Source organism: Pseudomonas sp. GW822-FHT06B12, assembly GCF_058799675.1.
Genome location: NZ_JBXALR010000004.1, coordinates 457,130 through 479,170, shown reverse-complemented (window position 1 = coordinate 479,170; position 22,041 = coordinate 457,130). Strand labels below are relative to the sequence as shown.

Sequence of the window (22,041 nt, the reverse complement as noted above, 5' to 3'; positions counted from 1 at the left end):
ATGGAAACCCGAGCCCACCATGTATTGATCGGCCTGTTCACCGTATTGGTGGTGGCCGGTGCTTTACTGTTCGGTCTGTGGCTGGCCAAGTCCAGCGTCGACACCGCCTTCAAGGACTACGAGGTGGTTTTCAATGAGGCGGTCAGCGGCCTGTCCAAAGGCAGCGCGGTGCAGTACAGCGGGATCAAGGTCGGCGACGTGGTGAGTTTGCGCCTCGACCCCAAAGACCCGCGCCGGGTACTGGCACGCATTCGATTGGGCGGCGATACGCCGATCAAGGAAGACACCCAGGCGAAACTGGCGCTGACCGGTATCACCGGCACCTCGATCATTCAGCTCAGCGGCGGCACCCCGCAAAGCCCGGAGCTGGAAGGCAAGAATGGCAATCTGCCGGAGATCGTCGCTTCGCCATCACCCATCTCGCGGTTGCTGAACAACAGCGATGACCTGATGAGCAGCGTCAACCTGTTGCTGCATAACGCCAACCAGATGTTGTCGCCGGAAAACGTCGATCGGTTGAGCGGCACCCTTGAGAATCTGCAGCAAACCACCGCAAGCGTTGCCGAACAGCGCGGGGATCTGCGCCAGGCGATGCAACAGCTGGCGTCGGTTGGCAAACAGGCGAGCGCCACCCTGGAGCAGACTTCTGCGTTGATGCGTAACGCCAACGGCATGCTCAACGATCAAGGCAAACAGATGTTCGGCAGTGCCGAGCAAGCCATGAAGTCGCTGGAGCAGAGCAGCGCGACCATCAACAGCTTGCTGACAGACAATCAGGATGCGCTGAATAACGGCATGCAGGGGCTCAACGGCCTGGCCCCGGCCATACGTGAGTTGCGCGACACCCTGAGTTCGTTACGCGCCATCTCTCGTCGCCTGGATTCCAACCCCAGCGGTTACTTGCTGGGTGGCGACAAGGATAAGGAGTTCACACCATGAAGCCTGTCTACCGCACCTTCGCCCATTGCTCGCTGTTGGCGAGTTTCGCGCTGACCGGTGCCTGCTCGATATTACCCAAGGCTGACCCGCTGGATGTTTATCGCCTGCCGTCCGTGCCGAGTGCTGCGTCGTCGACGCGTGCCAATCCTGTGCCTTGGTCGCTGCGTCTGGCCAAACCCCAGGCGAGTGACGTGCTCAATAGCGCCAAAATTGCGGTGATCCCTCAAGGCGATCTGATCAGCAGCTACAAGGCTTCGCGCTGGAGCGACCCGACGCCGATCCTGCTGCGCAATCGGCTGCTCGCCGGTTTTGCACAGGACGGTCGCGTGCATCTGCTGAGCACCGACGACAGCAACTTGCAGACGGACCTGGAGCTGGGCGGGAATCTGCAGGCGTTCCAGACGGAATACCAAGGCAACGCCGCGCAAGTGGTCATTAGCCTGGATGCGCTGCTGGTGCGTGGCAATGACCAGCGGATCCTCGCCAGCCGACGCTTCGAAGTGCGCCAGCCATTAAGCGATGTGAAGGTGCCCGCGGTGGTGGCCGGTTTCGGTCAGGCGAGTGATACGCTCACGGCGCAGGTGATTGCGTGGACGGTAGAGCAGGGGCAGAAAAGCGCAACCGTGAAGCCCTGAGGTCCATGTGGGAGCGAGCCTGCTCGCGATGAGGGCATGACAGTAAAAACAATGCTGACTGACCCACCGCTATCGCGAGCAGGCTCGCTCCCACAGGTTTTTCTGGCTCAGCCAAAGAACCAGTAGCAAACCCCAATCGCCCCCAGCACCCCGGCGAGTTCCGCCAGCAGTGCGCAACCTACGGCGTGACGCGCACGTTGAATACTCACCGCCCCGAAGTACACCGCCAGCACATAGAAAGTGGTTTCGGTACTGCCCTGGATGGTCGCCGCCACCAACGCCGGAAAGCTGTCGACACCCTGAGTCTTCATGGTTTCAATCAACATCGCTCGCGCAGCGCTGCCGGAGAAAGGTTTGACCATCGCGGTCGGCAGGGCGTCAACGAAACGCGTGTCCCATCCGGCCCACTGCACCAGATGACGAATCCCGTCCAGACCGAAGTCCAGCGCCCCGGACGCCCGCAATACACCGACCGCACAGAGCATCGCTACCAGATACGGCAGCAGGTTCTTGGCGACGTCAAAGCCTTCTTTGGCGCCTTCGACGAACGCTTCGTAAACCTTGACCTTACGCAGCGCGCCAATCACTAGAAACAGCATGATCATCCCGAACATCGTCAGGTTGCCGAGGATCGATGACAGGCTCGCCAGCGCAGTGGCTGAGAGCGCCGTCAACAGGGCCATGAATCCACCCAGTACCAGCGCACCCGGAATCAGATAGGCCAGCACCACCGGGTCCCACAGCCGCAGACGCTGCATGAACGACACCGACAGCAGGCCGACTACGGTTGAACAACTGGTCGCCAGCAAAATCGGCAGGAACACCAGCGTCGGGTCGGCAGCACCTTGCTGGGCGCGGTACATGAAGATAGTCACGGGCAGCAGAGTCAGGGACGACGCGTTAAGCACCAGGAACAGGATTTGTGCATTGCTCGCGACCGTTGTGCTGGGGTTGAGCTCCTGCAACGCACGCATAGCCTTGAGGCCAATCGGCGTAGCGGCATTGTCGAGACCCAGCGTGTTGGCAGCAAAGTTGAGGGTGATCAGACCGATGGCAGGATGGCCCGGCGGCACTTCCGGCATCAAGCGCAAAAACAACGGGCCGAGCGCCTTGGCCAGCCAGTCGACGATCCCGGCCTTTTCAGCGATTCGCAGAAAGCCCAGCCACAGGGTCAGGGTGCCGAACAGCAACATCATCACGTCGACCGACAGCTTGGCCATGGCGAAGATGCTTTCCACCATCGTCGCGAAGATCCCGGCATTGCCGCCGATCAGCCACTGCGCGAGTGCCGAAACGGCCGCCACGATGAAAAAGCCAAGCCACAGGCCATTGAGCATCAGTCAAATCCCCCCAGAAGATGTCGCGAATGATAGCGGGGTGGGGAGAAACGACAAACCCCGGATTTCTCCGGGGTTTGTTTGGTACGGCTGGGGGCTTGTTGAACCCAGCTCTATGGACTGACCTGAATTCACTGTGGGAGCGAGCTTGCTCGCGATAGCGGCGTATCAGTCGACATAAATGTTGGCTGTTACTCAGTCATCGTCGGATCGCCGCCCGGAGCAAGCTCGCTCCCACAAAAGCCCGCTCCCACAGGTTCGCCATTAGTTGCTGGAGGTTTCACCCGCCGGCAGCTTCTCTTTGCTGCGCCAGTGCGGCAGAGAGTTCCAGTAGCGCTGGCCCTTGGCGTCGTCGTACATGCCTTCCCAACGGGAGACAACCAGTACGGCCAGGGCGTTGCCGATCACGTTCAGTGCGGTGCGGGCCATGTCCATGATGCGGTCGACACCGGCGATGAACGCCAGGCCTTCCAATGGAATGCCCACGCTGCCCAGAGTCGCCAGCAGAACCACGAAGGACACGCCCGGCACGCCGGCGATACCTTTGGAGGTGACCATCAGGGTCAGTACCAGCAGCAACTGCTGGCTGATTGACAGATCGATACCGTACAGCTGGGCAATGAAGATTGCCGCGATGCTCTGGTACAGGGTCGAACCATCGAGGTTGAACGAGTAACCGGTTGGCACCACGAAGCTGCAAATGGCTTTCGGCGCGCCGTAGGCTTCCATCTTCTCGATCACGCGCGGCAACACGGTTTCGGAGCTCGCGGTGGAGTAGGCCAGCACCAGCTCATCCTTGAAGATGCGCATCAGCTTGATCACCGAGAAGCCGAACAGGCGAGCGATCAGGCCCAGCACCACGAAGGCAAAGAACAGAATGGCGACGTAAACCAGGATCACCAGTTTGGCCAGCGGCAGCAGGGACGCGAAACCGAAGTTGGCAACGGTCACTGCGATCAGTGCGAACACGCCGATCGGGGCGTAGTTCATGATCATGTGAGTGACCTTGAACATGCTTTCCGAGACGCCCTGGAACATCTTCACCAGCGGCTCGCGCAGGTCCGATTGCAGGCTCGACAGACCGAGACCGAACAACACCGAGAAGAAGATGATCGGCAGCATCTCGCCACGCGCCATGGCGGCAAAGATGTTCGATGGAATCAGGTTGAGGATGGTTTCGATGAACGCGTGTTCATGCTGAACCTCGGCAGCGGTCGCCTGGTACTTGGAGATATCCACAGTGCCCAGGGTGCTCATGTCGATGCCGGAGCCCGGGTGGAACACGTTGGCCAGCACCAGACCCACCAGGATGGCGATGGTGGTAACGATTTCGAAGTAAACGATGGTCTTGAGACCAATGCGCCCGAGCTTCTTCGCATCCCCCACACCGGCAATGCCGACAACCAGCGAGGAGATCACGATCGGGATCACGATCATTTTGATCAGACGGATAAAGATATCGCCTGCCGGTTGCAGAACGTTGCTGATCCACCAGGCTTTTTCCGCACTGAAGTGGTTGAGCAGCGCCCCAATTGCAATCCCCAGCACCAGACCGATGAGGATCTGCCAGGCGAGGCTCAGCTTTGCCTTCTTCATATCATTACCCTTTTCTTATAAATGGACTCGGGAAGATGCACAAACTGGAACGCTCAATGGCGGAAAAGTCTGTGCATCTGCCCCCGGATAAGGTCGCCCGGAGCGCGTAATTACGGCTCTCTGGCAGATAAAAAAGGCGCAACTATTCCGATGCACGGGAGCGACGTCTAATGCCGTAAACGCCTACCCTATGCCGAATCGGCATGAACTTTTTCAAATAAAACGGCAGTCCCAGCCGGTTCGAATACGACATTTCGGCAGGCATAAGTGCCGTGAACCGGCCATCGCAGAGGAGATTGGTGGTTTTTTGAGCAGCAGAATAGGGACAAAAACTAGAGAAAAATCCTACTAGCTACGGTGAAAAGTGAGCAGGGATTAGCGCTAAATTTCTCGATATACGGTCACCCGGAAACACCACGACATGCTTTGTGAAGAACGTCGAAGGTTTTTTGCCGGCAGGCCGCAGCGATAAAAATCGTTTGGCTGCTCTAGGACGATGCTTTGCGCATATAAGCGTAAGCGCGCCGCAGACTTGTCACGTCGCACGCGACTGGCAAATCTGCGGCGGCCAGTGTCTTCAACGAGCCGCCCATGATCAGCCTCGACCGCGGCGACCAAAGAAGAACGAAGCAACAAACATCACCAGGAACACGACAAAGAGAATCTTGGCGATACCCGTGGCGGTGCCCGCGATACCACCGAAGCCCAGTACGGCAGCGACAATGGCAATAATCAGGAATGTGATTGCCCAGCTCAGCATGATGATTCTCCTTACGCGTCTATATTGAGGTGCAGCTATTCCCGGCACATGAACATCGCGCCAAGCCTGTTACCTAGAACACCCAACGTTCCTGATGCAGCGTCCCGGACCCGGGTTCTGCCTGGTCCACACTCATCATTCTGATTGGGGCGGCATCAGCAGACCGGCTGCTGACGGCGCTGAAATGGGTTTGGGTCAAGTGATGAGTCGGCGCAATCGCTGCCTCTGGCTGCTGGCTTTGTTCCCAGCGCAAGAACTGCTGGCCGCCGATCAAGGTGATCAACAAGGCAAAAACGGCAAACAACCCTTGCTGGATAGACAGTGCTGAGATACGCAATTGGGCGGCACGTTGGCGATTCATCCTGAAACTCCTCCCACACTGGTGGCTATTGGTTAGGGGGCGTTCCTTCTTGAATGCCCCGGCTTAACCAGACCATTGCAGCCTGCATGCCAGCTCCTTCAATGAAATAAAGTTAAATAAAATCAAATAGTTACTCTAATTAAAGAAATTTATTCGGACGCATCCTGCACGATGCCCCGGGAAGGGTCGTGCGTAATGCACGACCGATTTTCAGAAAGTCGAAAATTTTTGGAATGTATGAAGGGACACGGATGTCAGAAAAAGAGGCAGGAGATTGCCGGGCACGTCGTTAAATTATAAAAATTGATATAAATCAAACAGTTATACACATATTGAGCAGATAACTACCCTGTTCTGCCGCGAAGCGCCCAGAATCAACCATGCAACTTGCCCGATTTTTCCGAGACTAAATTAAGAGCATTCATTTAAGGAGCGTAGGAAAAATGGAATCAGCCAACGAGCATCAAGGCCGCATTCTGCTGGTAGATGATGAATCCGCCATCCTGCGCACCTTTCGCTACTGCCTGGAAGACGAAGGCTATACCGTCGCCACCGCCAACAGCGCAGCCCAGGCCGACGTCTTGTTGCAACGACAGGTCTTCGACTTGTGCTTCCTCGACCTGCGTCTGGGCGAAGACAACGGTCTCGACGTCCTGGCGCAAATGCGCGTGCAAGCACCCTGGATGCGCGTGGTGATCATCACCGCGCACTCGGCCGTGGACACCGCCGTCGATGCGATCCAGGCCGGCGCCGCCGATTATCTGGTCAAACCTTGCAGCCCCGACCAGTTGCGCCTGGCCACTGCCAAACAACTGGAAGTCCGCCAACTCTCGGCACGCCTGGAAGCCCTCGAAGGTGAAGTCCGCAAACCCAACGATGGCCTGGACTCCCACAGCCCGGCGATGAAAGTCGTTCTGGAAACCGCCCGCCAGGTCGCCAGCACCGACGCCAACATTCTGATTCTCGGCGAGTCCGGTACCGGTAAAGGCGAACTGGCCCGGGCCATTCATGGCTGGAGTAAACGCGCCAAAAAATCTTGCGTCACCATTAACTGCCCGTCATTGACTGCCGAGTTGATGGAAAGCGAACTCTTTGGCCACAGCCGCGGGGCCTTCACCGGCGCCAGCGAAAGCACCCTCGGCCGGGTCAATCAGGCCGATGGCGGAACGCTGTTTCTCGATGAGATCGGCGATTTCCCGCTGACCTTGCAACCCAAACTGCTGCGCTTCATTCAGGATAAGGAATACGAGCGGGTCGGCGACCCGGTGACCCGTCGCGCCGATGTGCGAATCCTCGCCGCCACCAACCTCAATCTTGAAGACATGGCTCGCGACGGTCGTTTCCGCGAAGACCTGCTCTACCGGCTGAACGTCATCACCTTGCACCTGCCGCCACTACGCGAACGCGCCGAGGACATCCTGGCCCTGGCCGACCGCTTCCTGGCACGTTTCGTCAAGGAGTACTCGAGGCCGGCTCGTGTCTTCAGCAACGAAGCACGCGAGGCGCTGCTCGGCTATCGCTGGCCAGGCAATATCCGCGAACTGCGTAACGTGGTCGAACGCGCGAGCATCATTTGCCCACAGGAGCGGGTCGAGATCAGCCATTTGGGCATGGCCGAGCAAACCACCAGCAACGCCCCGAGAATCGGTGCGGCGCTAAGCCTGGATGAATTGGAGAAAGCCCATATCGGCGCGGTACTGGCCAGCGCCGCCACCCTCGATCAAGCGGCCAAGACCCTGGGTATCGACGCCTCGACGCTGTACCGCAAACGCAAACAGTACAACCTGTGAGCAGCACCTTATGAAGCTGGCGATGAAGTTGCGCACACGGCTGTTCCTGAGTATCTCGGCACTGATCACCGTGGCACTGCTCGGCCTGGTACTCGGACTGGTCAGCGTGATGCAGATAGCCAGTAACCAGGAAGCGCTGATCCGCGACAACTTCATCACCCTGGACCTGGAACTCAAGCTGCGCCAGACCCTGGACGATCAGTTGATCAACATGCTCAGCATAAAGCCCGACCTTGAGGCACTGGAAACCTCTGAACGGCGCTACTTCGAGCTGCTGGATCAAGGCATCGAGCACGAAAGCAGTTTCAATGGCGAGCATCACGGCTTCGAGCAGGCTCGCACGGACTACCTGTCCTTTCTCAAAGCCTTCAGCCTCACGCAGGAACCGTCCGGCAAGCTCGTCGGCAATCGGGACCTCACCGAAAAGTTCAACGTGCTGCGCAACGGCCTGATCGCCGAACATAAACAGGCACTGGACAACATCAACGATACCCAGCGCAATGCCCGCGAACATGCGCTGCTGATTGCCGGTTTGCTCGGATTGGTCGGGTTGGCAGTACTGACCATCGGCTTCATCACCGCTCACGGCATCGCCCGGCGCTTCGGTGAGCCGATCGAGGCACTGGCCAAGGCCGCGGATAACATCGGCCAGGGTAACTTCGATGTCACCCTGCCGATCTCCCCGGCGGTGGAGCTGACCCAGCTCACCCGGCGCTTCGGGATCATGGCCGAAGCCTTGCGTGAGCATCAGGCAACCAATGTCGATGAACTACTCGCCGGTCAGCAGCGCTTGCAAGCCGTGCTCGACAGCATCGACGACGGTTTGCTGATGATTGATCGTCAGGGTCAACTGGAGCACCTTAATCCGGTGGCGCAACGTCAGTTGGGCTGGGGCGAAGGCCGCCTCGGCCAAGGCCTGGGCACCGCGCTCCAACGGCCGGAGCTCGATGAACAACTGCAACTGGTACTGCGCGGTGGAACGCTGGAGCGTGCGCCTGAAGACCTGAGCATCGAAGTCGATGGCGAGTCGCGGCTGTTGACCTACAGCCTGACGCCGGTCATTCACACCCAGGGACATATCCTTGGCGCCGTCATGGTGCTGCACGATGTCACCGAACAGCGGGCCTTTGAACGGGTACGCAGTGAGTTCGTGTTGCGCGCCTCCCATGAGCTGCGTACGCCGGTCACCGGCATGCACATGGCGTTCGGCCTGTTCCGGGAGCGCGCGCACTTTGCCGAGGACTCTCGCGAAGCCGATCTGTTGAACACGGTGAATGAAGAAATGCAGCGCTTGATGCAGTTGATCAACGACCTGCTGAACTTCTCCCGTTATCAGAATGGCCTGCAAAAGCTCACCCTGGCGCCATGCAATATCGATGACCTTTTAGAACAGGCACAAGGGCGTTTCGCCGAACGAGCCAATGAGCAAAGCATCGAATTGCTGGTGGAAGTGCAAGCACCGCTGCCGCGATTGCATGTCGATCAGGCTCAACTCGACCGAGTACTGGACAACCTGATCGACAACGCTCTGCGCCACACCAACCACAACGGGCAGATACGCTTGCAGGCTCGCCGACATGGTGAACGGGTGATCGTCAGCGTCGAGGACAATGGCGAAGGCATCGCTTACGGCCAGCAGGGGAGGATTTTCGAGCCCTTCGTTCAGGTCGGGCGCAAGAAGGGCGGAGCCGGGCTGGGTCTGGCACTGTGCAAAGAGATTGTGCAGCTGCACGGTGGCCGCATGGGGGTGTATTCCCGACCGGGGCAGGGCACTCAGTTTTACATGGCACTGCCACTGTAAGGAGCGTTCACGCTTCATCATCCAGCCGGCGGGGTGCCTGTCGGCGACCACGGGTGATCAATTCAATGAACTGCATCGCGGTCAAGGCATGGGCAAACAACCATCCTTGCCCGTAATTCACGCCCTCACTGCTCAGCAATATGGCCTGGGCTTCATGTTCGATACCTTCGGCGATCACCTTGAGCTGCAAGGCATGCGCCATGCGAATGATGTGCGGCGCCACACCGCTGCTGGCGGCGTCGTGGCCCAGCGCGTCAATGAAAGCCTTGTCGATTTTCAGGTAATCCACCGGCAGGGTTTGCAGGTAGGCCAAGCTGCAATAGCCGGTGCCAAAGTCGTCGATCAGCACTTGATGCCCGGCATCACGCAGGGCTTGCAGGTTCTCCCGCGCAACCACTACATCGATCAGCCCACGCTCAGTCACCTCAAACGCGATCTGCCGCGCAGCGACCCGGTGCATTGCCAGCAAACGCGCCATGACCTCGCCGACTCGCGGCACCATGACATCGCAGGCGGCGAGGTTGACCGAGATATACAACTGCGGGTTGGCGCGAAGTAACTTACCGAGCTGTTCCAGCAATCGCTGCAACACGAAGTCGGTGATCTGACGGATCTGGCCGGTGTTTTCCGCCATGGGGATAAACAGATCCGGACTGGTCAGCGTGCCGTCCGGCCGGCGCCAGCGCAACAAGGCTTCGGCGCCGACACAGTGACGCGTTTTGAGGTCGAAGATCGGCTGGTACAGAACCTGTAACTCGCCACGCTTGAGGGCTCCCTGCAATTCACCGCCAAGCGACTGCCGCTGACGGGCCAGCAGAAACACCAGACCGCCAATGCTCACGCCCAGCACAAGGCTTGCCGGCACCAGCCACCACCACAGCGTGGGCAGGCGCAGCGCGGTTCGAGGACTGATCAGTACCAACTGATACTCAGGATTGTTGGTCGGCATGCGATAGATCAGCCGGGTTTTCGTGACCTGCAACGGTTCGCTGCTGAAGGGCGACCAAGGGTCAGTCGGTGGCCAGGCTTGCGGCGCTCCGAGGACCGGGATCGCCCGGGTACCCTGATCGACCACCACCAACAGGCTACTGTCGGGTGTCAGATCAACCATGTCGGTCAAATGCCCGCGTGAAGTCGCTACACGAAAGTTACCGCGTCCGAGCATCAGCACTGCACGGTTTTCGTCGGGTTCAGTCGAGGTGTTGAGCCAATAACTGTAGGTCGGTCCTTTGATATCAGGTGGCCGGAGCGCCGAGAGCGCATCCTGGCGCGGTCGGTTCGAGCACAATTGCGTGGCGTCGATATAGGCCGCTTCATACACGAAGCGGTAATTGAAGCTGACCTGCTGCAAGGTCGCGATCATCTCCGTATCGCAGCTACGCAACGGCTGTGCTTCCAGGTCATCCAGGCCTTCACGCAGTTGGCCGAACAGCTGCTCCAGGCGCTCCAGAAATCGTTCGCCCTGAGCGTTCATCTGTTCGCTTTCGCGTTGCTGGACCTGCCGCAGCGCCACGCCCAGGCTACCGGCCAGCAGCAAAGCCGCACTCAGCGCAGCCGCCAGTATCGCCAAAGACCAAGGGCGATAGAACCAACTGCGCAGGGTCTCGCTAGCGGCCGTCATCATTGAATATCCGAAGGATTACCAATGAGTTATAGCTACTGATCAGGAAATAGCCCTGACCGTCGGGCGGGCGTCATTATTTTGTCTGGTTGAGCACCTGCAGGATCGCGGCACTTTGCGCGTCTGGCATGCCGTCATACCGTGACGGCCGGTAATGCATCTGAAAGGCCGCCAGCACATTCCGGGTGGCCAGATCCAGCTCGCCAGTCTGCGGCGTCGTGTAGCCCAAACGCGCGAGCTCTTGCTGGAACCAGGAAATACTCGGAAGTTGTGCGTCGAACACAGCTTGCTGACGTGCCACTGCCTGAGCATTGGGCCAGAACACTAACCCTTCGTCGGCTAGACGCTTCCACGGGAACAGCGGCCCCGGATCAAGCTTGCGCTGCGGTGCGATGTCGCTGTGGCCGATGATGTTTCGTGGGCTGATGTTGTTGCGCTTGCTGATGTCCCTGATCAGGAAGATCAAAGACTGAACCTGCGCCTCGCTGTAGGGATACCAGACGCGCCCGGCAGGCGTATCGTGAAACCCCGGATTGACGATTTCGATACCAATCGAGCTTGAGTTCAGCCAGGTCCTGCCATCCCACTCGCTTTCCCCGGCATGCCAGGCCCGGCGGCTTTCATCCACCAGTTTGAAAATGGTGGCGTTCTTGTCGTCGCCCACCAGGTAATGACTGCTGACCTGGCCATGGGTCAATAACGCCAACGAACGCTCCTGCGAGGCGGTGGTGTAATGCACCACGACAAACTGCACGCGATTGTCGAAACTCACCGAAGGATGGTTGGTGTCGATTCGAGGGCCGCTGGCGCAACCCGCCAGGACCAGAAGCACCAAAAGCAGAGGAATCGATTTCATGAAAAGGCACTACGCTGAAGACAGTAATGCAACAGTGTAACGTACTGCCTTCTTCCGGGCCGGCAAAAGCCTGGCATTAAACAGAATTGAACAATTTTCGTCAGCCCAGCTCCACTCGGTTGCGGCCGGCGTTTTTCGCCCGGTAAAGCGCCTGATCGGCTCTTTTAAGCACAAGATCGCTGTGTTCTCCCGCTTTGAACGCCGTCATTCCCATGGAAACAGTAATCGTCACGCGCTCGCCCTTGAAGTGAAAAGGGCAGGCTTCGATAGCCGCGCGCAGGGTTTCTGCCAACTTGGCGCCGACTGTCAAAGGGGTGTTGGGCACCAGCAAAACAAACTCCTCACCACCGAAACGGGCGATGAAGTCCGTTCCGCGCAGGCGCTTGCGCAGTACGCTGGCGATGATCTTCAACACTTTGTCGCCGGCCAGGTGGCCGTAGTTATCGTTGATGCGCTTGAAGTGATCGAGATCGAGCATCGCCAGCAACAGCGAGTTGCCGTGTTGCTGCCACTGGGCAATCTCATGCTCCAGACGCTCGCTCCAGGCCGCCCGGTTCGGTAAGCCGGTCAGCGGATCGACCAGGGCTTTCTGGCGTTGCTCTTCAAGGTGCTCGCGGTAGCCCTGAGCTTCCTGCTCCATGCTCGCGACCCGTTCGGCCAGGCCTTGCAGGCGTGCCGCAACTTCCTGCTCACGCTCGTCGCGCTGCTTCTGGTGCTGATCCATGGTGCCGAGCAGACCTTCAAGATGGTTCTCCAGCACATGCTTGAGGCCTTCCAGATCCGCGGCGTCCTGCATGCTGCTCTGCAGACCATCGACCTGTTCACGGATCTGCGTGTCCATCTCCCTCGCAGCAGAGCGATTGTCGGCATGGCCTTCGCTGGCGGCTTGCAGGTTGCTTTGGAAGGATTCCAGTCGCTCATTGAGTTGCTTGAGGTAAACCTCGAACTCATGCTGACCACTGTCGGTAATCGCCAGCATCAAAACCGCGAGATCATCGAGGATCGGCAGCAGTTCGTACCAGTTCAAACCATTTTGCAGCCGATCGCGCATCGCCTCGGCTTGTGGTCGGTGGCGCTCCGGCAACGACAAGTCGTCCAGCAGACCCAGCAATGTGCTCTCGATGTGCTTGGCCACTGAGCTGTAGGACGGTTCCGGTGAGTCCGGCAGTGCATAAAGAACATCCTGCTCGGATTGCTCCGGGTCCAGAGCCGTCGGGACTTCTGCCATCGCCGGTGGGGGCGGAAGGCTGCCGTGTAACGGCGAAGCGTCATCGCCCGCTCGTGGGACCGCGGACGTCAGTTCGTCGGGATTGATTGCCATTGCGTCGGGAGCCGTCGTCGGATCAACAGCCAGGGCAGCCTGCGGCTCTTCCAGCGGATCCGTATCAGGTAGATCCTGATCCGCTACCAGCGCTTTGGCACACGCAGCTTCGGCGACTAGCACAGGAGGAACAAAAGCCACCACTTCCGGTGATGGCCTGGTTTCTTCCAGTGGCTGAGGTGCCGCAGGCGCAGGCTCTGCAATCACAGCGTGCGGCACTGGCGCGGTCGGTGTCGGGGCTTCCTGCACCGCAGGTGTAATAACCTGGACCAGTGCCGGCGTCGACGATTCACGCACCGGCCCAAGAGTTGCTTCTACAACAGGTGCCGACGATTGCTCAACGGGGCTTGGGGCTGGCGTTTCGTGTTGAGACGCACCGGCTTCCAAGGTCTGCGCATCAGCGTCTCGACCGCCAAACAAACGTTGCAGCAAACCTGGGCGGCTTGGCTCGGCAGGGTTTTCCAGCAGGCTCAGCGCTTGACCTTGCAGACCACTGAGCTCACCCAGCAACAAAGGAATTTCACGTGCCTGGCTGACCCGTCCGTCGAGTTGCTTGGCGAAGGTCTTGAGCGGGCGGCTGATCTCCCGCGGCAACGGCAAACTCTGGAGCTGACTGACCAGGGCGGTCAACGCAGCGCTGACCTGATCGACCCGGGTCTCGCGCCGCTGTTCGGAGTCGAGTACAGCTTTCTCCAGGCGTGGCAGCAATGCGGCCAATCCTGCATCCATATCGTTGGTGCGGATGACTTCGCGCATTTCCTTCATGCACTGGTCAACCGCGCGGTCGGTGCCCTCGGCCGCCAGCGTGCTGCGCACCAGCCCACGACGCAGCAAGTCGAGGCGGGCATCCCAGCGGCGCTCGAGCTTTTCCTGCTGTTCGATACTTTTGAGGTATTTCTCTTTCCAGCGCTGTGCTTCGTCGCTCATTCAGGGGTTCCGCGAAGGGCAGGACTCAACGCGGGCAATGCATCGGCCGTGAGCGAACCCGGCAGACGAATCTCTACCGCGACCGGCAGGTGATCGGAAATCGGTTGTGCCAGCACTTCGACCCGTTCAAGGGTCAGCGTAGGGCTGAGCAGAATATGGTCCAGGCAGCGTTGCGGGCGCCAACTGGGGAAAGTCGCTTCGACTTGTGGCGCGAGCAAACCAAGGTCCCGCAGAGGAGAGGTTTGCAGCAGATCACTGGCGTGGGTGTTCATATCACCCATCAGCACTTGATGCTTGTAGTCGCCGATCAGCTCGCGAATGTAGGCCAACTGCATTGTCCGCACGCGCGCCCCCAATGCCAGGTGCATCATCACGACCACCAGCGCCTCCGGTCCCTCGCCAAACCGCACAAGAATCGCACCACGGCCCTTGGGCCCGGGCAGCGGATGATCTTCAATCGCCCATGGGCGCAAACGGCTGAGCACGCCATTGCTGTGCTGAGCGAGACGACCCAGGTTGCGATTGAGTTGTTGATACCAGTAGGGGAAGGCACCGAGCTGAGCCAGGTGCTCGACTTGATTGACGTAGCCTGACCGCAGGCTGCCGCCATCGGCTTCCTGCAAAGCGACCAGATCGTAGTCGCCCAGCAGACTGCCGATCTTTTGCAGGTTATCCGCGCGCCCGGTGTGCGGCAGCAGATGCTGCCAGCTACGGGTCAGGTAATGCCGATAACGCTCGGTACTGATGCCGACCTGGATGTTAAAACTGAGCAAACGCAAACGACTGTCTGCGGGCAAGCCCGAGGATTCCAGATGATGCTCGTTGACTTGCGGGTTGTGCAGGCCAACAAGACGTTCAGCACCCCAACGGCGCATGGCGTGCGCCGCTTACTTAGCGGCGCGCTCCTTGGCGATCAGCTGATCGGCCACGCTCAAAGTACCTTCAGGACCACCGGCAGTGCCCAGGTCGAAACGGTATTTGCCGTTGACGACCATGGTCGGTACGCCAGAGATCTGATAGGCCTGAGCCTTTTTCTTGGCATCTTCAACTTTGCCTTTGACGGCGAACGAGTTGTAGGTGCTCAGGAACTTGTCCTTGTCGACGCCTTCGCCGGTCAGGAACTCAGCCATTTCTTCCGGGGTAGCGAGCTTCTTGCCACCGTGGATCGCTTCGAAGACGGCTTTGTGAACCTTGTGTTCCACGCCCATCGCTTCCAGGGTGATGTACAACTGGCCGTGAACGTTCCAGATACCACCGAACATGGCCGGAATACGCACGAAGTTCACGTCGGCAGGGAGTTTTTCAACCCAAGGGTTGATGGTTGGCTCGAACGCATAGCAATGCGGGCAGCCATACCAGAACAGTTCCACGACTTCGATCTTGCCAGGCACAGCCACCGGAACGGCGCTGCTCAATTCGACATATTGCTTACCGGCTTCAAGCGGTTCGGCAGCTTGGGCGGTCATGCCGAACAGGCTGGCAGTGACGAGTGCGGCGCTGAGAATCAGATTACGCATGCTTTACTCCTGGGCAAATTGGCTCGCATCGCGCGACCTGCTTTCCGGCAGGTCATGGCGGGCATCAGTTATCTAGTGTAACGGCAGCGGCCACAAAAAAGGGCGGCCAAAGCCACCCTTTTTATGCTTGCATCAAAGGATTAATCGAGCGTTAACATTGCGCGAGATCAACACCTTGCGCAGCGCCCGCTCAACCAGCCTTAGTGCAGGCCTTGAATGTAGCTGGACACCGCTTCGATGTCCTTGTTGCTCAATTTTGCAGCAATGCTTTGCATGATTTTCGTGTCGCCGTCGTTGGTACGGTTACCTTCACGGAAATCAGTCAGCTGCTTGGCGATGTATTGAGCGTGCTGGCCACCCAGGTGCGGGAAGGCAGCAGCGGCGTTGCCCGCACCGTTAGGCGAGTGGCAACCGGTGCACGAAGGCATGCCCTGGTCCAGTTTGCCGCCACGGAACAACTCTTCACCGTGAGCCACGACTTTCGGGTCTGCTGCGCCGACGCTGCCTTTCTGGCTGGCGAAGTAGGCAGCGAGGTCGGCCAGGTCCTGATCGCTCAGGTTGGTCAACAGGCCGGTCATCTCCAGAACGGTGCGCTTGCCCGACTTGATGTCGTGCAGCTGCTTGTTCAGGTAACGCTCACCCTGACCCGCCAACTTTGGAAAGTTTGGCGCCATGCTGTTGCCGTCCGGGCCATGACAGGCGCCACATACTGCGGCTTTCGCCTGACCAGCAGTCGCATCACCTGCAGCATGGGCAATGCCGGAGATCCCCAGGGTCAACAGCAGACTCACGATCAATTTGTTCATCAGCTAATCCAACTACGGCTAAGGGTTAAAGAGTTATGGACCGGGATCACTCGTTCATCCACTGGATGATTGCTCGGTAATCCTCGGCACTGCAGTCCATGCACAAACCACGCGGCGGCATCGCTTTGAAACCCTGGGTCACGTGTTGCACCAGCGTCTCCATACCTTGCGCCAGTCTTGGCGCCCAAGCTTCCTGATCGCCCTTTTGAGGCGCTGTTGGGAGTTGGCCGGAATGACAGGCTCCACAAACACGGTTGTACACAGCTTCCGGATCCTGTGTAGCCTGAGCGCTGTAAAGCGGCATCAAGACACCGGCAGCTAGCAGCCATTTCGTCATAAAACGACCTTTTCAGGGTTGAGAGCGTTCTGCGTTCTAGTGCGCAATCAAGGTCAATCGCTCTCGTGAACTTCATCCTACGCTGGGACAAAGCGCACACAAAATCTGCGGCATTATATACTGGCGTCACTGAAACGGAAACGACGCTGCTCCTTGCGACCAATCTCGGCACCGCCCACATCGGAAATCCCATGCAACTCAAGAACCCCATCCTCGGCCTGTGCCAACAGTCCACCTTCATGCTCAGCGCCGCCAAAGTCGACCAATGCCCTGACGACGAAGGCTTTGAAGTGGCCTTCGCCGGGCGTTCCAACGCCGGCAAGTCCAGCGCCCTGAACACTCTGACTCACGCCAGTCTGGCGCGTACCTCGAAGACACCGGGGCGCACGCAGCTGTTGAACTTCTTCAAGCTAGACGATGAACGCCGTTTGGTCGACCTGCCGGGTTACGGCTACGCCAAAGTGCCGATCCCGTTGAAGATGCACTGGCAGCGTCACCTGGAAGCCTATCTGGGCAGCCGCGAGAGCCTGAAGGGTTTGATTCTGATGATGGACATCCGTCATCCAATGACCGACTTCGACCTGCTGATGCTCGACTGGGCCGTGGCCAGCGGCATGCCGATGCACATTCTGCTGACCAAGGCCGACAAACTGACCTATGGCGCTGCGAAGAACACCTTGCTCAAAGTTCAGGCGGAAATCCGTAAAGGCTGGGGCGAAACCGTGACTATCCAGCTGTTCTCGGCACCAAAACGCCTGGGCCTGGAAGACGCCTACACTGTATTGGCGAACTGGATGGAACTGGCAGACAAGGGCGCCGAGACAGAAGCTCAATAAGCTTTTGGGATATACGGAAAACTGTCTGTGGGACGATCAGGCAAGGCAAAAGCGCGGCTCGAAAGCGGAGTTTAGGGGCCTAAATGAGCATTTCGAGCCGCGCTTTTAACGCAGCATGATCGTTCCATAGGCAGTTTTTGGGCAAAAAAAACCCCGAATTACGTATGGGGAGAGAGTAATTCGGGGTCTAAGTTTCCGGACCGCTAGGGCGGGGTCCAGATATCTGCCAACACTTAACACAACATAGGAGCATCGAAGGGCTTCACCACCCATTCAGTAACTCTGAGTGGCGGTTCACGGATTTAGTTCCGATTAATTTCAAAACCTATTGGGAATAATCCCAAGCATTTTCAGAACTAATAGCCCTTCGCCAGTGACTGGCCGCGACTCTATGCCGCGGCGCTATCCCCGAGAAAAAGCACCTCAAAACGACTTAATGCGCTTCATCCCAGTTGTTGCCGACACCGACTTCCACCAAAAGCGGTACATCCAGGGTCGCTGCGCCGCTCATGTGAACGCGAACCTCCTCACGAACCTGATCGACCAGGTCTTCGCGAACCTCAAGCACCAATTCATCGTGCACCTGCAGAATCACTTTGGCGTCCAGACCTGACGTCGTCAGCCAGTTATCCACCGCCACCATGGCTTTCTTGATGATGTCCGCCGCGGTGCCTTGCATCGGCGCGTTGATCGCCGTGCGTTCGGCGCCTTTGCGCAGGGCCGGGTTCTTCGCATTGATGTCCGGCAGGTACAGGCGACGGCCGAAAATGGTTTCGACGAAACCCTGCTCAGCCGCCTGGGCCCGGGTGCGCTCCATGTACTCGAGCACACCTGGATAGCGGGCAAAATAACGGTCGATGTAGGCTTGGGACTGTTTACGGTCGACGCCGATCTGCTTGGCCAGGCCAAACGCGCTCATGCCGTAGATCAGACCGAAGTTGATCGCCTTGGCGCTGCGCCGCTGGTCGGTGGTGACGTCCGCCAATTCAACCCCGAACACCTCGGCAGCGGTGGCTTTGTGCACGTCCAGGTCATTGCGGAACGCGTGCAACAGCCCTTCGTCCTTGGCCAGATGGGCCATGATTCGCAGTTCGATCTGCGAGTAGTCCGCCGCCAGCAGCTTGTAGCCTTTGGGCGCAACGAATGCCTGACGAATCCGTCGACCTTCGGCGGTACGAATCGGAATGTTCTGCAGGTTTGGATCACTGGAAGACAAACGACCGGTCGCTGCCACCGCTTGATGGTAGGACGTGTGAATCCGCCCGGTGCGTGGGTTGATCTGCTCCGGCAGACGGTCGGTGTAGGTGCTTTTCAGCTTGCTCAAGGAGCGGTACTGCATCAGCACTTTGGGCAACGGGTAATCCTGCTCGGCCAGTTCCGCCAGCACCGCTTCGGCGGTTGAAGCCTGGCCCTTGGCGGTTTTGCTGAGAATCGGCAGCCCGAGTTTTTCGTACAGGATCACGCCCAATTGTTTCGGCGAACCGAGGTTGAACTCTTCACCGGCGATGGCGAACGCCTCACGTTCGAGAGCTACCAATTTGTCGCCCAGCTCAACGCTCTGGATGCCCAGCAGGTTGGCGTCGACCAACGCGCCCTGACGTTCGATGCGCGCCAACACCGGAACCAGCGGCATCTCGATTTCGCTCAGAACTTTGCTCAGGCTTGGAATGGCATTGAGTTTTTCCTGCAAGGTCTGATGCAGACGTAGCGTCACGTCGGCGTCTTCAGCGGCATATGGCCCAGCCAGCTCCAGCGAGATCTGGTCGAAGGTCAGTTGCTTGACGCCCTTGCCCGCGATGTCCTGGAAGCTGGTGGTGGTGTAGCCCAAATACTTGAGCGCCAGGCTGTCCATATCGTGACGGGTTGCGGTGGAGTCCAGCACATAGGACTCGAGCATGGTGTCGAAGGCGATGCCCTGCACCATGATGCCGCAGCCCTGATCGCCACCCATGGCGCAGTTGGCCAGGATGTTCATGTCGAACTTGGCATGCTGGCCGACCTTGAGCTTGCTCGGGTCTTCCAGAATCGGTTTCAGCGCGCGCAACACAGTGTCGCGATCCAGTTGATCCGGCACGCCCATGTAGGAATGGGTCAACGGGATGTAGGCCGCTTCGTTGGCGTGTACAGCGAACGACAGCCCGACAAGTTGCGCTTGCTGCGCGTCGACACCGGTGGTTTCGGTGTCGAAGGCGAACAGCTTGGCGTTTTGCAGTTTCTTCAGCCAAACGTCGAAATCAGCCTGGGTGAGAACCGTGGTGTACTTGGGCCCATCGTCGCCGACCACGGCTTCTTCAACCGCCGCCACCACTTCCTGGCCCGCTCGCTTGGCGTCACGCTGAAGCTCCTCGAACCAGCTCTTGAACTCGAGCAAGGTATAGAGCTCGGCAAGTTTTTCACGGTCCGGCTCACCCAGGTGCAAGTCGTCGAGACCAATGTCCAACGGTACGTCGACCTTGATGGTCGCCAGCTGATAGGAGAGGAACGCCATCTCCTTGTGCTCTTCAAGCTTGGCCGGCAGCGTTTTAGCGCCACGAATCGGCAAGGTCGGGACGATATCGAGCTGCGCATAGAGCTCGGTCAGGCCGCCGTTCACGCCCACCAGCAAGCCAGACGCCGTCTTCGGGCCAATGCCCGGCACGCCCGGAATGTTGTCGGAGGAATCGCCCATCAGTGCCAGGTAATCGATGATCTGTTCGGGAGCGACGCCGAATTTCTCCTTCACGCCAGCCACGTCCATCGCGCTACCGGTCATGGTATTGACCAAGGTAATGTGCCCGTCGACCAGTTGCGCCATGTCCTTGTCGCCGGTAGAGATCACCACCGCGCGGTCAGCGGCCGCGCTGCTGCGGGCCAGCGTACCGATCACGTCGTCGGCCTCAACGCCTTCGACGCACAGCAACGGAAAGCCCAGGGCAATCACGCTCGCGTGCAATGGCTCGATCTGCACGCGCATGTCGTCGGGCATGCTTGGGCGGTTGGCTTTGTACTCGGCGTACATGTCATCGCGAAACGTCCCACCCTTGGCGTCGAATACGACGGCGAACGGGCTGTCCGGGTACTGCTTGCGCAGACTCTTGAGCATGTTCAGCACGCCCTTGACCGCACCGGTCGGCAGGCCTTTGGAGGTGGTCAGCGGTGGCAGCGCGTGAAAGGCGCGGTACAGGTAAGAAGAACCGTCCACCAGGACGAGGGGGGCTTGGCTCATGAGCAGGATCAACCTTTTCGGCGGGTCCGGCGCTAGAATAGCGGGACCGTTGACGACAAAGGGACAAGGTTATCATGCGCTCACTAAATCGCCTGTTGCTGACTGGCTTCTTTGCAATCACTCCACTGGCCGTCATGGCAGCCAATGATGCACCGACGCCGGAACCGGAAGTCACCATCCACACTGAAGGTGACAAGACCATTCAGGAGTACCGCCAGAACGGCTTCCTGTATGCGATCAAGGTCACCCCGAAGGGAGGCAAACCGTACTTTTTGGTGCGCGCGGACGGAACGGAAGCAAACTTTATCCGCTCGGACCAGCCGGATATGCTGATTCCGTCGTGGGAAATTTTTACGTGGAAGTAGTTTCTTAACTTTAATCGGCGCTGGCTCAACCCCCGGCGCCCGAACTGAGCAGTTTTTAACCATGTCTGTGTTCACTCCCCTGGCTCGGCCCGAGCTGGAAACCTTTCTCGCCCCTTATGGGCTCGGCCGCCTGCTTGATTTCCAGGGGATTGCCGCGGGTAGCGAAAACACCAACTTCTTTATCAGTCTGGAGCAGGGCGAGTTTGTCCTGACTCTGGTTGAGCGCGGCCCCGTGCAGGAGATGCCGTTCTTTATCGAGCTGCTCGACGTGCTGCATGATGCCGACTTGCCGGTGCCCTACGCGCTGCGTACCACCGACGGCATCGCCCTGCGTGAATTGGCCGGCAAACCCGCACTGTTGCAGCCGCGGCTGGCCGGCAAGCACATCAAGGAAGCCAACGCACAGCATTGCGCGCAAGTCGGTGAATTGCTGGGGCACCTGCACCTGGCGACCAAAGACCACATGATCAAGCGCAAAACCGATCGCGGCCTCGACTGGATGCTCGAAGAAGGCACGCAACTGCTGTCGCACCTGAATGCCGCACAAAGCAATCTGCTGCAACGCGCCTTGAACGAAATCACTGAGCAGAAGACCAAAATCCTGGCGCTGCCTCGGGCCAACATCCACGCCGACCTGTTCCGCGATAATGCGATGTTCGAAGGCACGCACCTGACCGGGCTGATCGATTTCTACAACGCCTGCTCAGGCCCGATGCTCTACGACGTGGCGATTGCCCTGAATGACTGGTGCTCGGACGAAGATGGCTTGATTGACGGCCCACGGGCGAGGGCACTGCTCGGTGCTTATGCGGCGCTACGTCCGTTCACCGCCGCCGAGGCCGAACTGTGGCCGACCATGCTGCGGGTGGCGTGCGTGCGGTTCTGGCTATCGCGCTTGATCGCCGCCGAATCCTTTGCCGGGCAGGACGTGCTGATTCACGATCCGATGGAGTTTCAGCAGCGCCTGGCGCAGCGTCAGCACGTCAGCACGCCGTTGCCGTTCGCCCTTTAAAAGCATCGCGAGCAAGCTC

General features: G+C 58.8%; 19 protein-coding genes. 7 read left to right on the top strand and 12 right to left on the bottom strand.

Annotated features, from left to right (window positions below; genetic code table 11):
• Positions 1 to 939 carry an MlaD family protein gene (locus tag AC1RKH_RS12250; protein ID WP_493064485.1) on the top strand — a complete coding sequence of 313 codons (939 nt, stop codon included), beginning with the start codon at positions 1 to 3 and terminating at the stop codon, positions 937 to 939.
• Positions 936 to 1,574, top strand: coding sequence for an ABC-type transport auxiliary lipoprotein family protein (locus tag AC1RKH_RS12245; RefSeq protein WP_493064486.1), 639 nt, complete (start codon positions 936 to 938; stop codon positions 1,572 to 1,574). The genes AC1RKH_RS12250 and AC1RKH_RS12245 overlap by 4 nt, the downstream gene beginning before the upstream one ends.
• A gap of 107 nt (positions 1,575 to 1,681) precedes the next feature.
• Here AC1RKH_RS12245 and AC1RKH_RS12240 read toward each other — a convergent pair whose 3' ends face one another.
• From AC1RKH_RS12240 to AC1RKH_RS12225, 4 genes are all read right to left on the bottom strand, one after another.
• On the bottom strand, positions 1,682 to 2,911 hold the full coding sequence (locus AC1RKH_RS12240; protein ID WP_493064487.1) for a nucleoside recognition domain-containing protein: 1,230 nt from the start codon (positions 2,909 to 2,911) through the stop codon (positions 1,682 to 1,684).
• 264 nt (positions 2,912 to 3,175) lie between these two features.
• Positions 3,176 to 4,507 carry a glutamate/aspartate:proton symporter GltP gene (gene gltP, locus AC1RKH_RS12235; protein ID WP_493064488.1) on the bottom strand — a complete coding sequence of 444 codons (1,332 nt, stop codon included), beginning with the start codon at positions 4,505 to 4,507 and terminating at the stop codon, positions 3,176 to 3,178.
• Between the two features lie 595 nt (positions 4,508 to 5,102).
• Positions 5,103 to 5,267, bottom strand: a complete 165-nt coding sequence (locus tag AC1RKH_RS12230; RefSeq protein ID WP_007989444.1) for a DUF1328 domain-containing protein — start codon at positions 5,265 to 5,267, stop codon at positions 5,103 to 5,105.
• Between the two features lie 73 nt (positions 5,268 to 5,340).
• Complete coding sequence (locus tag AC1RKH_RS12225; protein WP_493064489.1) at positions 5,341 to 5,628, bottom strand: hypothetical protein; 288 nt, start codon at positions 5,626 to 5,628, stop codon at positions 5,341 to 5,343.
• 443 nt (positions 5,629 to 6,071) lie between these two features.
• Here AC1RKH_RS12225 and algB point away from each other — a divergent pair, with 443 nt between their 5' ends.
• The gene (gene algB, locus AC1RKH_RS12220; RefSeq protein ID WP_493064490.1) at positions 6,072 to 7,418 is read left to right on the top strand and encodes a sigma-54-dependent response regulator transcription factor AlgB; all 1,347 of its coding nucleotides are present in this window, start codon (positions 6,072 to 6,074) and stop codon (positions 7,416 to 7,418) included.
• A 10-nt stretch (positions 7,419 to 7,428) separates the two neighbouring features.
• Positions 7,429 to 9,219, top strand: a complete 1,791-nt coding sequence (locus tag AC1RKH_RS12215; protein WP_493064491.1) for an ATP-binding protein — start codon at positions 7,429 to 7,431, stop codon at positions 9,217 to 9,219.
• A gap of 7 nt (positions 9,220 to 9,226) precedes the next feature.
• Here the strand turns inward: AC1RKH_RS12215 and AC1RKH_RS12210 are convergent, their stop codons facing one another.
• The 7 genes from AC1RKH_RS12210 to AC1RKH_RS12180 all read right to left on the bottom strand — a co-directional run bounded on the left by AC1RKH_RS12210 (position 9,227) and on the right by AC1RKH_RS12180 (position 16,604).
• Entirely contained in the window at positions 9,227 to 10,843 is a 1,617-nt protein-coding gene (locus AC1RKH_RS12210) for an EAL domain-containing protein (protein ID WP_493064492.1), read from the bottom strand.
• 73 nt (positions 10,844 to 10,916) lie between these two features.
• Entirely contained in the window at positions 10,917 to 11,696 is a 780-nt protein-coding gene (locus tag AC1RKH_RS12205) for an N-acetylmuramoyl-L-alanine amidase (RefSeq protein WP_493064493.1), read from the bottom strand.
• Positions 11,697 to 11,796: 100 nt separating this feature from the next.
• Positions 11,797 to 13,944, bottom strand: coding sequence for a GGDEF domain-containing protein (locus tag AC1RKH_RS12200; protein WP_493064494.1), 2,148 nt, complete (start codon positions 13,942 to 13,944; stop codon positions 11,797 to 11,799).
• Positions 13,941 to 14,819, bottom strand: a complete 879-nt coding sequence (locus AC1RKH_RS12195; RefSeq protein ID WP_123426993.1) for an endonuclease/exonuclease/phosphatase family protein — start codon at positions 14,817 to 14,819, stop codon at positions 13,941 to 13,943. The genes AC1RKH_RS12200 and AC1RKH_RS12195 overlap by 4 nt, the downstream gene beginning before the upstream one ends.
• A 12-nt stretch (positions 14,820 to 14,831) precedes the next feature.
• Positions 14,832 to 15,461: a thiol:disulfide interchange protein DsbA/DsbL gene (locus AC1RKH_RS12190; protein ID WP_123426994.1), complete on the bottom strand. Its 630-nt coding sequence runs from the start codon at positions 15,459 to 15,461 to the stop codon at positions 14,832 to 14,834.
• 200 nt (positions 15,462 to 15,661) lie between these two features.
• The gene (locus AC1RKH_RS12185; RefSeq protein WP_019694484.1) at positions 15,662 to 16,267 is read right to left on the bottom strand and encodes a c-type cytochrome; all 606 of its coding nucleotides are present in this window, start codon (positions 16,265 to 16,267) and stop codon (positions 15,662 to 15,664) included.
• A gap of 46 nt (positions 16,268 to 16,313) precedes the next feature.
• Positions 16,314 to 16,604: a c-type cytochrome gene (locus AC1RKH_RS12180; protein WP_054594949.1), complete on the bottom strand. Its 291-nt coding sequence runs from the start codon at positions 16,602 to 16,604 to the stop codon at positions 16,314 to 16,316.
• Positions 16,605 to 16,795: 191 nt separating this feature from the next.
• Between AC1RKH_RS12180 and yihA the strand changes: the two genes are divergently transcribed.
• Entirely contained in the window at positions 16,796 to 17,440 is a 645-nt protein-coding gene (yihA, locus tag AC1RKH_RS12175; RefSeq protein ID WP_262111532.1) for a ribosome biogenesis GTP-binding protein YihA/YsxC, read from the top strand.
• Between the two features lie 433 nt (positions 17,441 to 17,873).
• Here yihA and polA read toward each other — a convergent pair whose 3' ends face one another.
• Positions 17,874 to 20,645 (bottom strand): DNA polymerase I, encoded by a 2,772-nt coding sequence (polA, locus tag AC1RKH_RS12170; RefSeq protein ID WP_493064495.1) that lies wholly within the window; start codon positions 20,643 to 20,645, stop codon positions 17,874 to 17,876.
• A 74-nt stretch (positions 20,646 to 20,719) separates the two neighbouring features.
• Between polA and AC1RKH_RS12165 the strand changes: the two genes are divergently transcribed.
• Together AC1RKH_RS12165 and AC1RKH_RS12160 are read left to right on the top strand one after the other, a co-directional pair.
• Positions 20,720 to 21,010 (top strand): DUF2782 domain-containing protein, encoded by a 291-nt coding sequence (locus tag AC1RKH_RS12165; RefSeq protein ID WP_123426999.1) that lies wholly within the window; start codon positions 20,720 to 20,722, stop codon positions 21,008 to 21,010.
• A gap of 61 nt (positions 21,011 to 21,071) precedes the next feature.
• Positions 21,072 to 22,022, top strand: coding sequence for a homoserine kinase (locus AC1RKH_RS12160; RefSeq protein ID WP_493064496.1), 951 nt, complete (start codon positions 21,072 to 21,074; stop codon positions 22,020 to 22,022).
• The last annotated feature ends 19 nt before the right edge of the window (positions 22,023 to 22,041 follow it).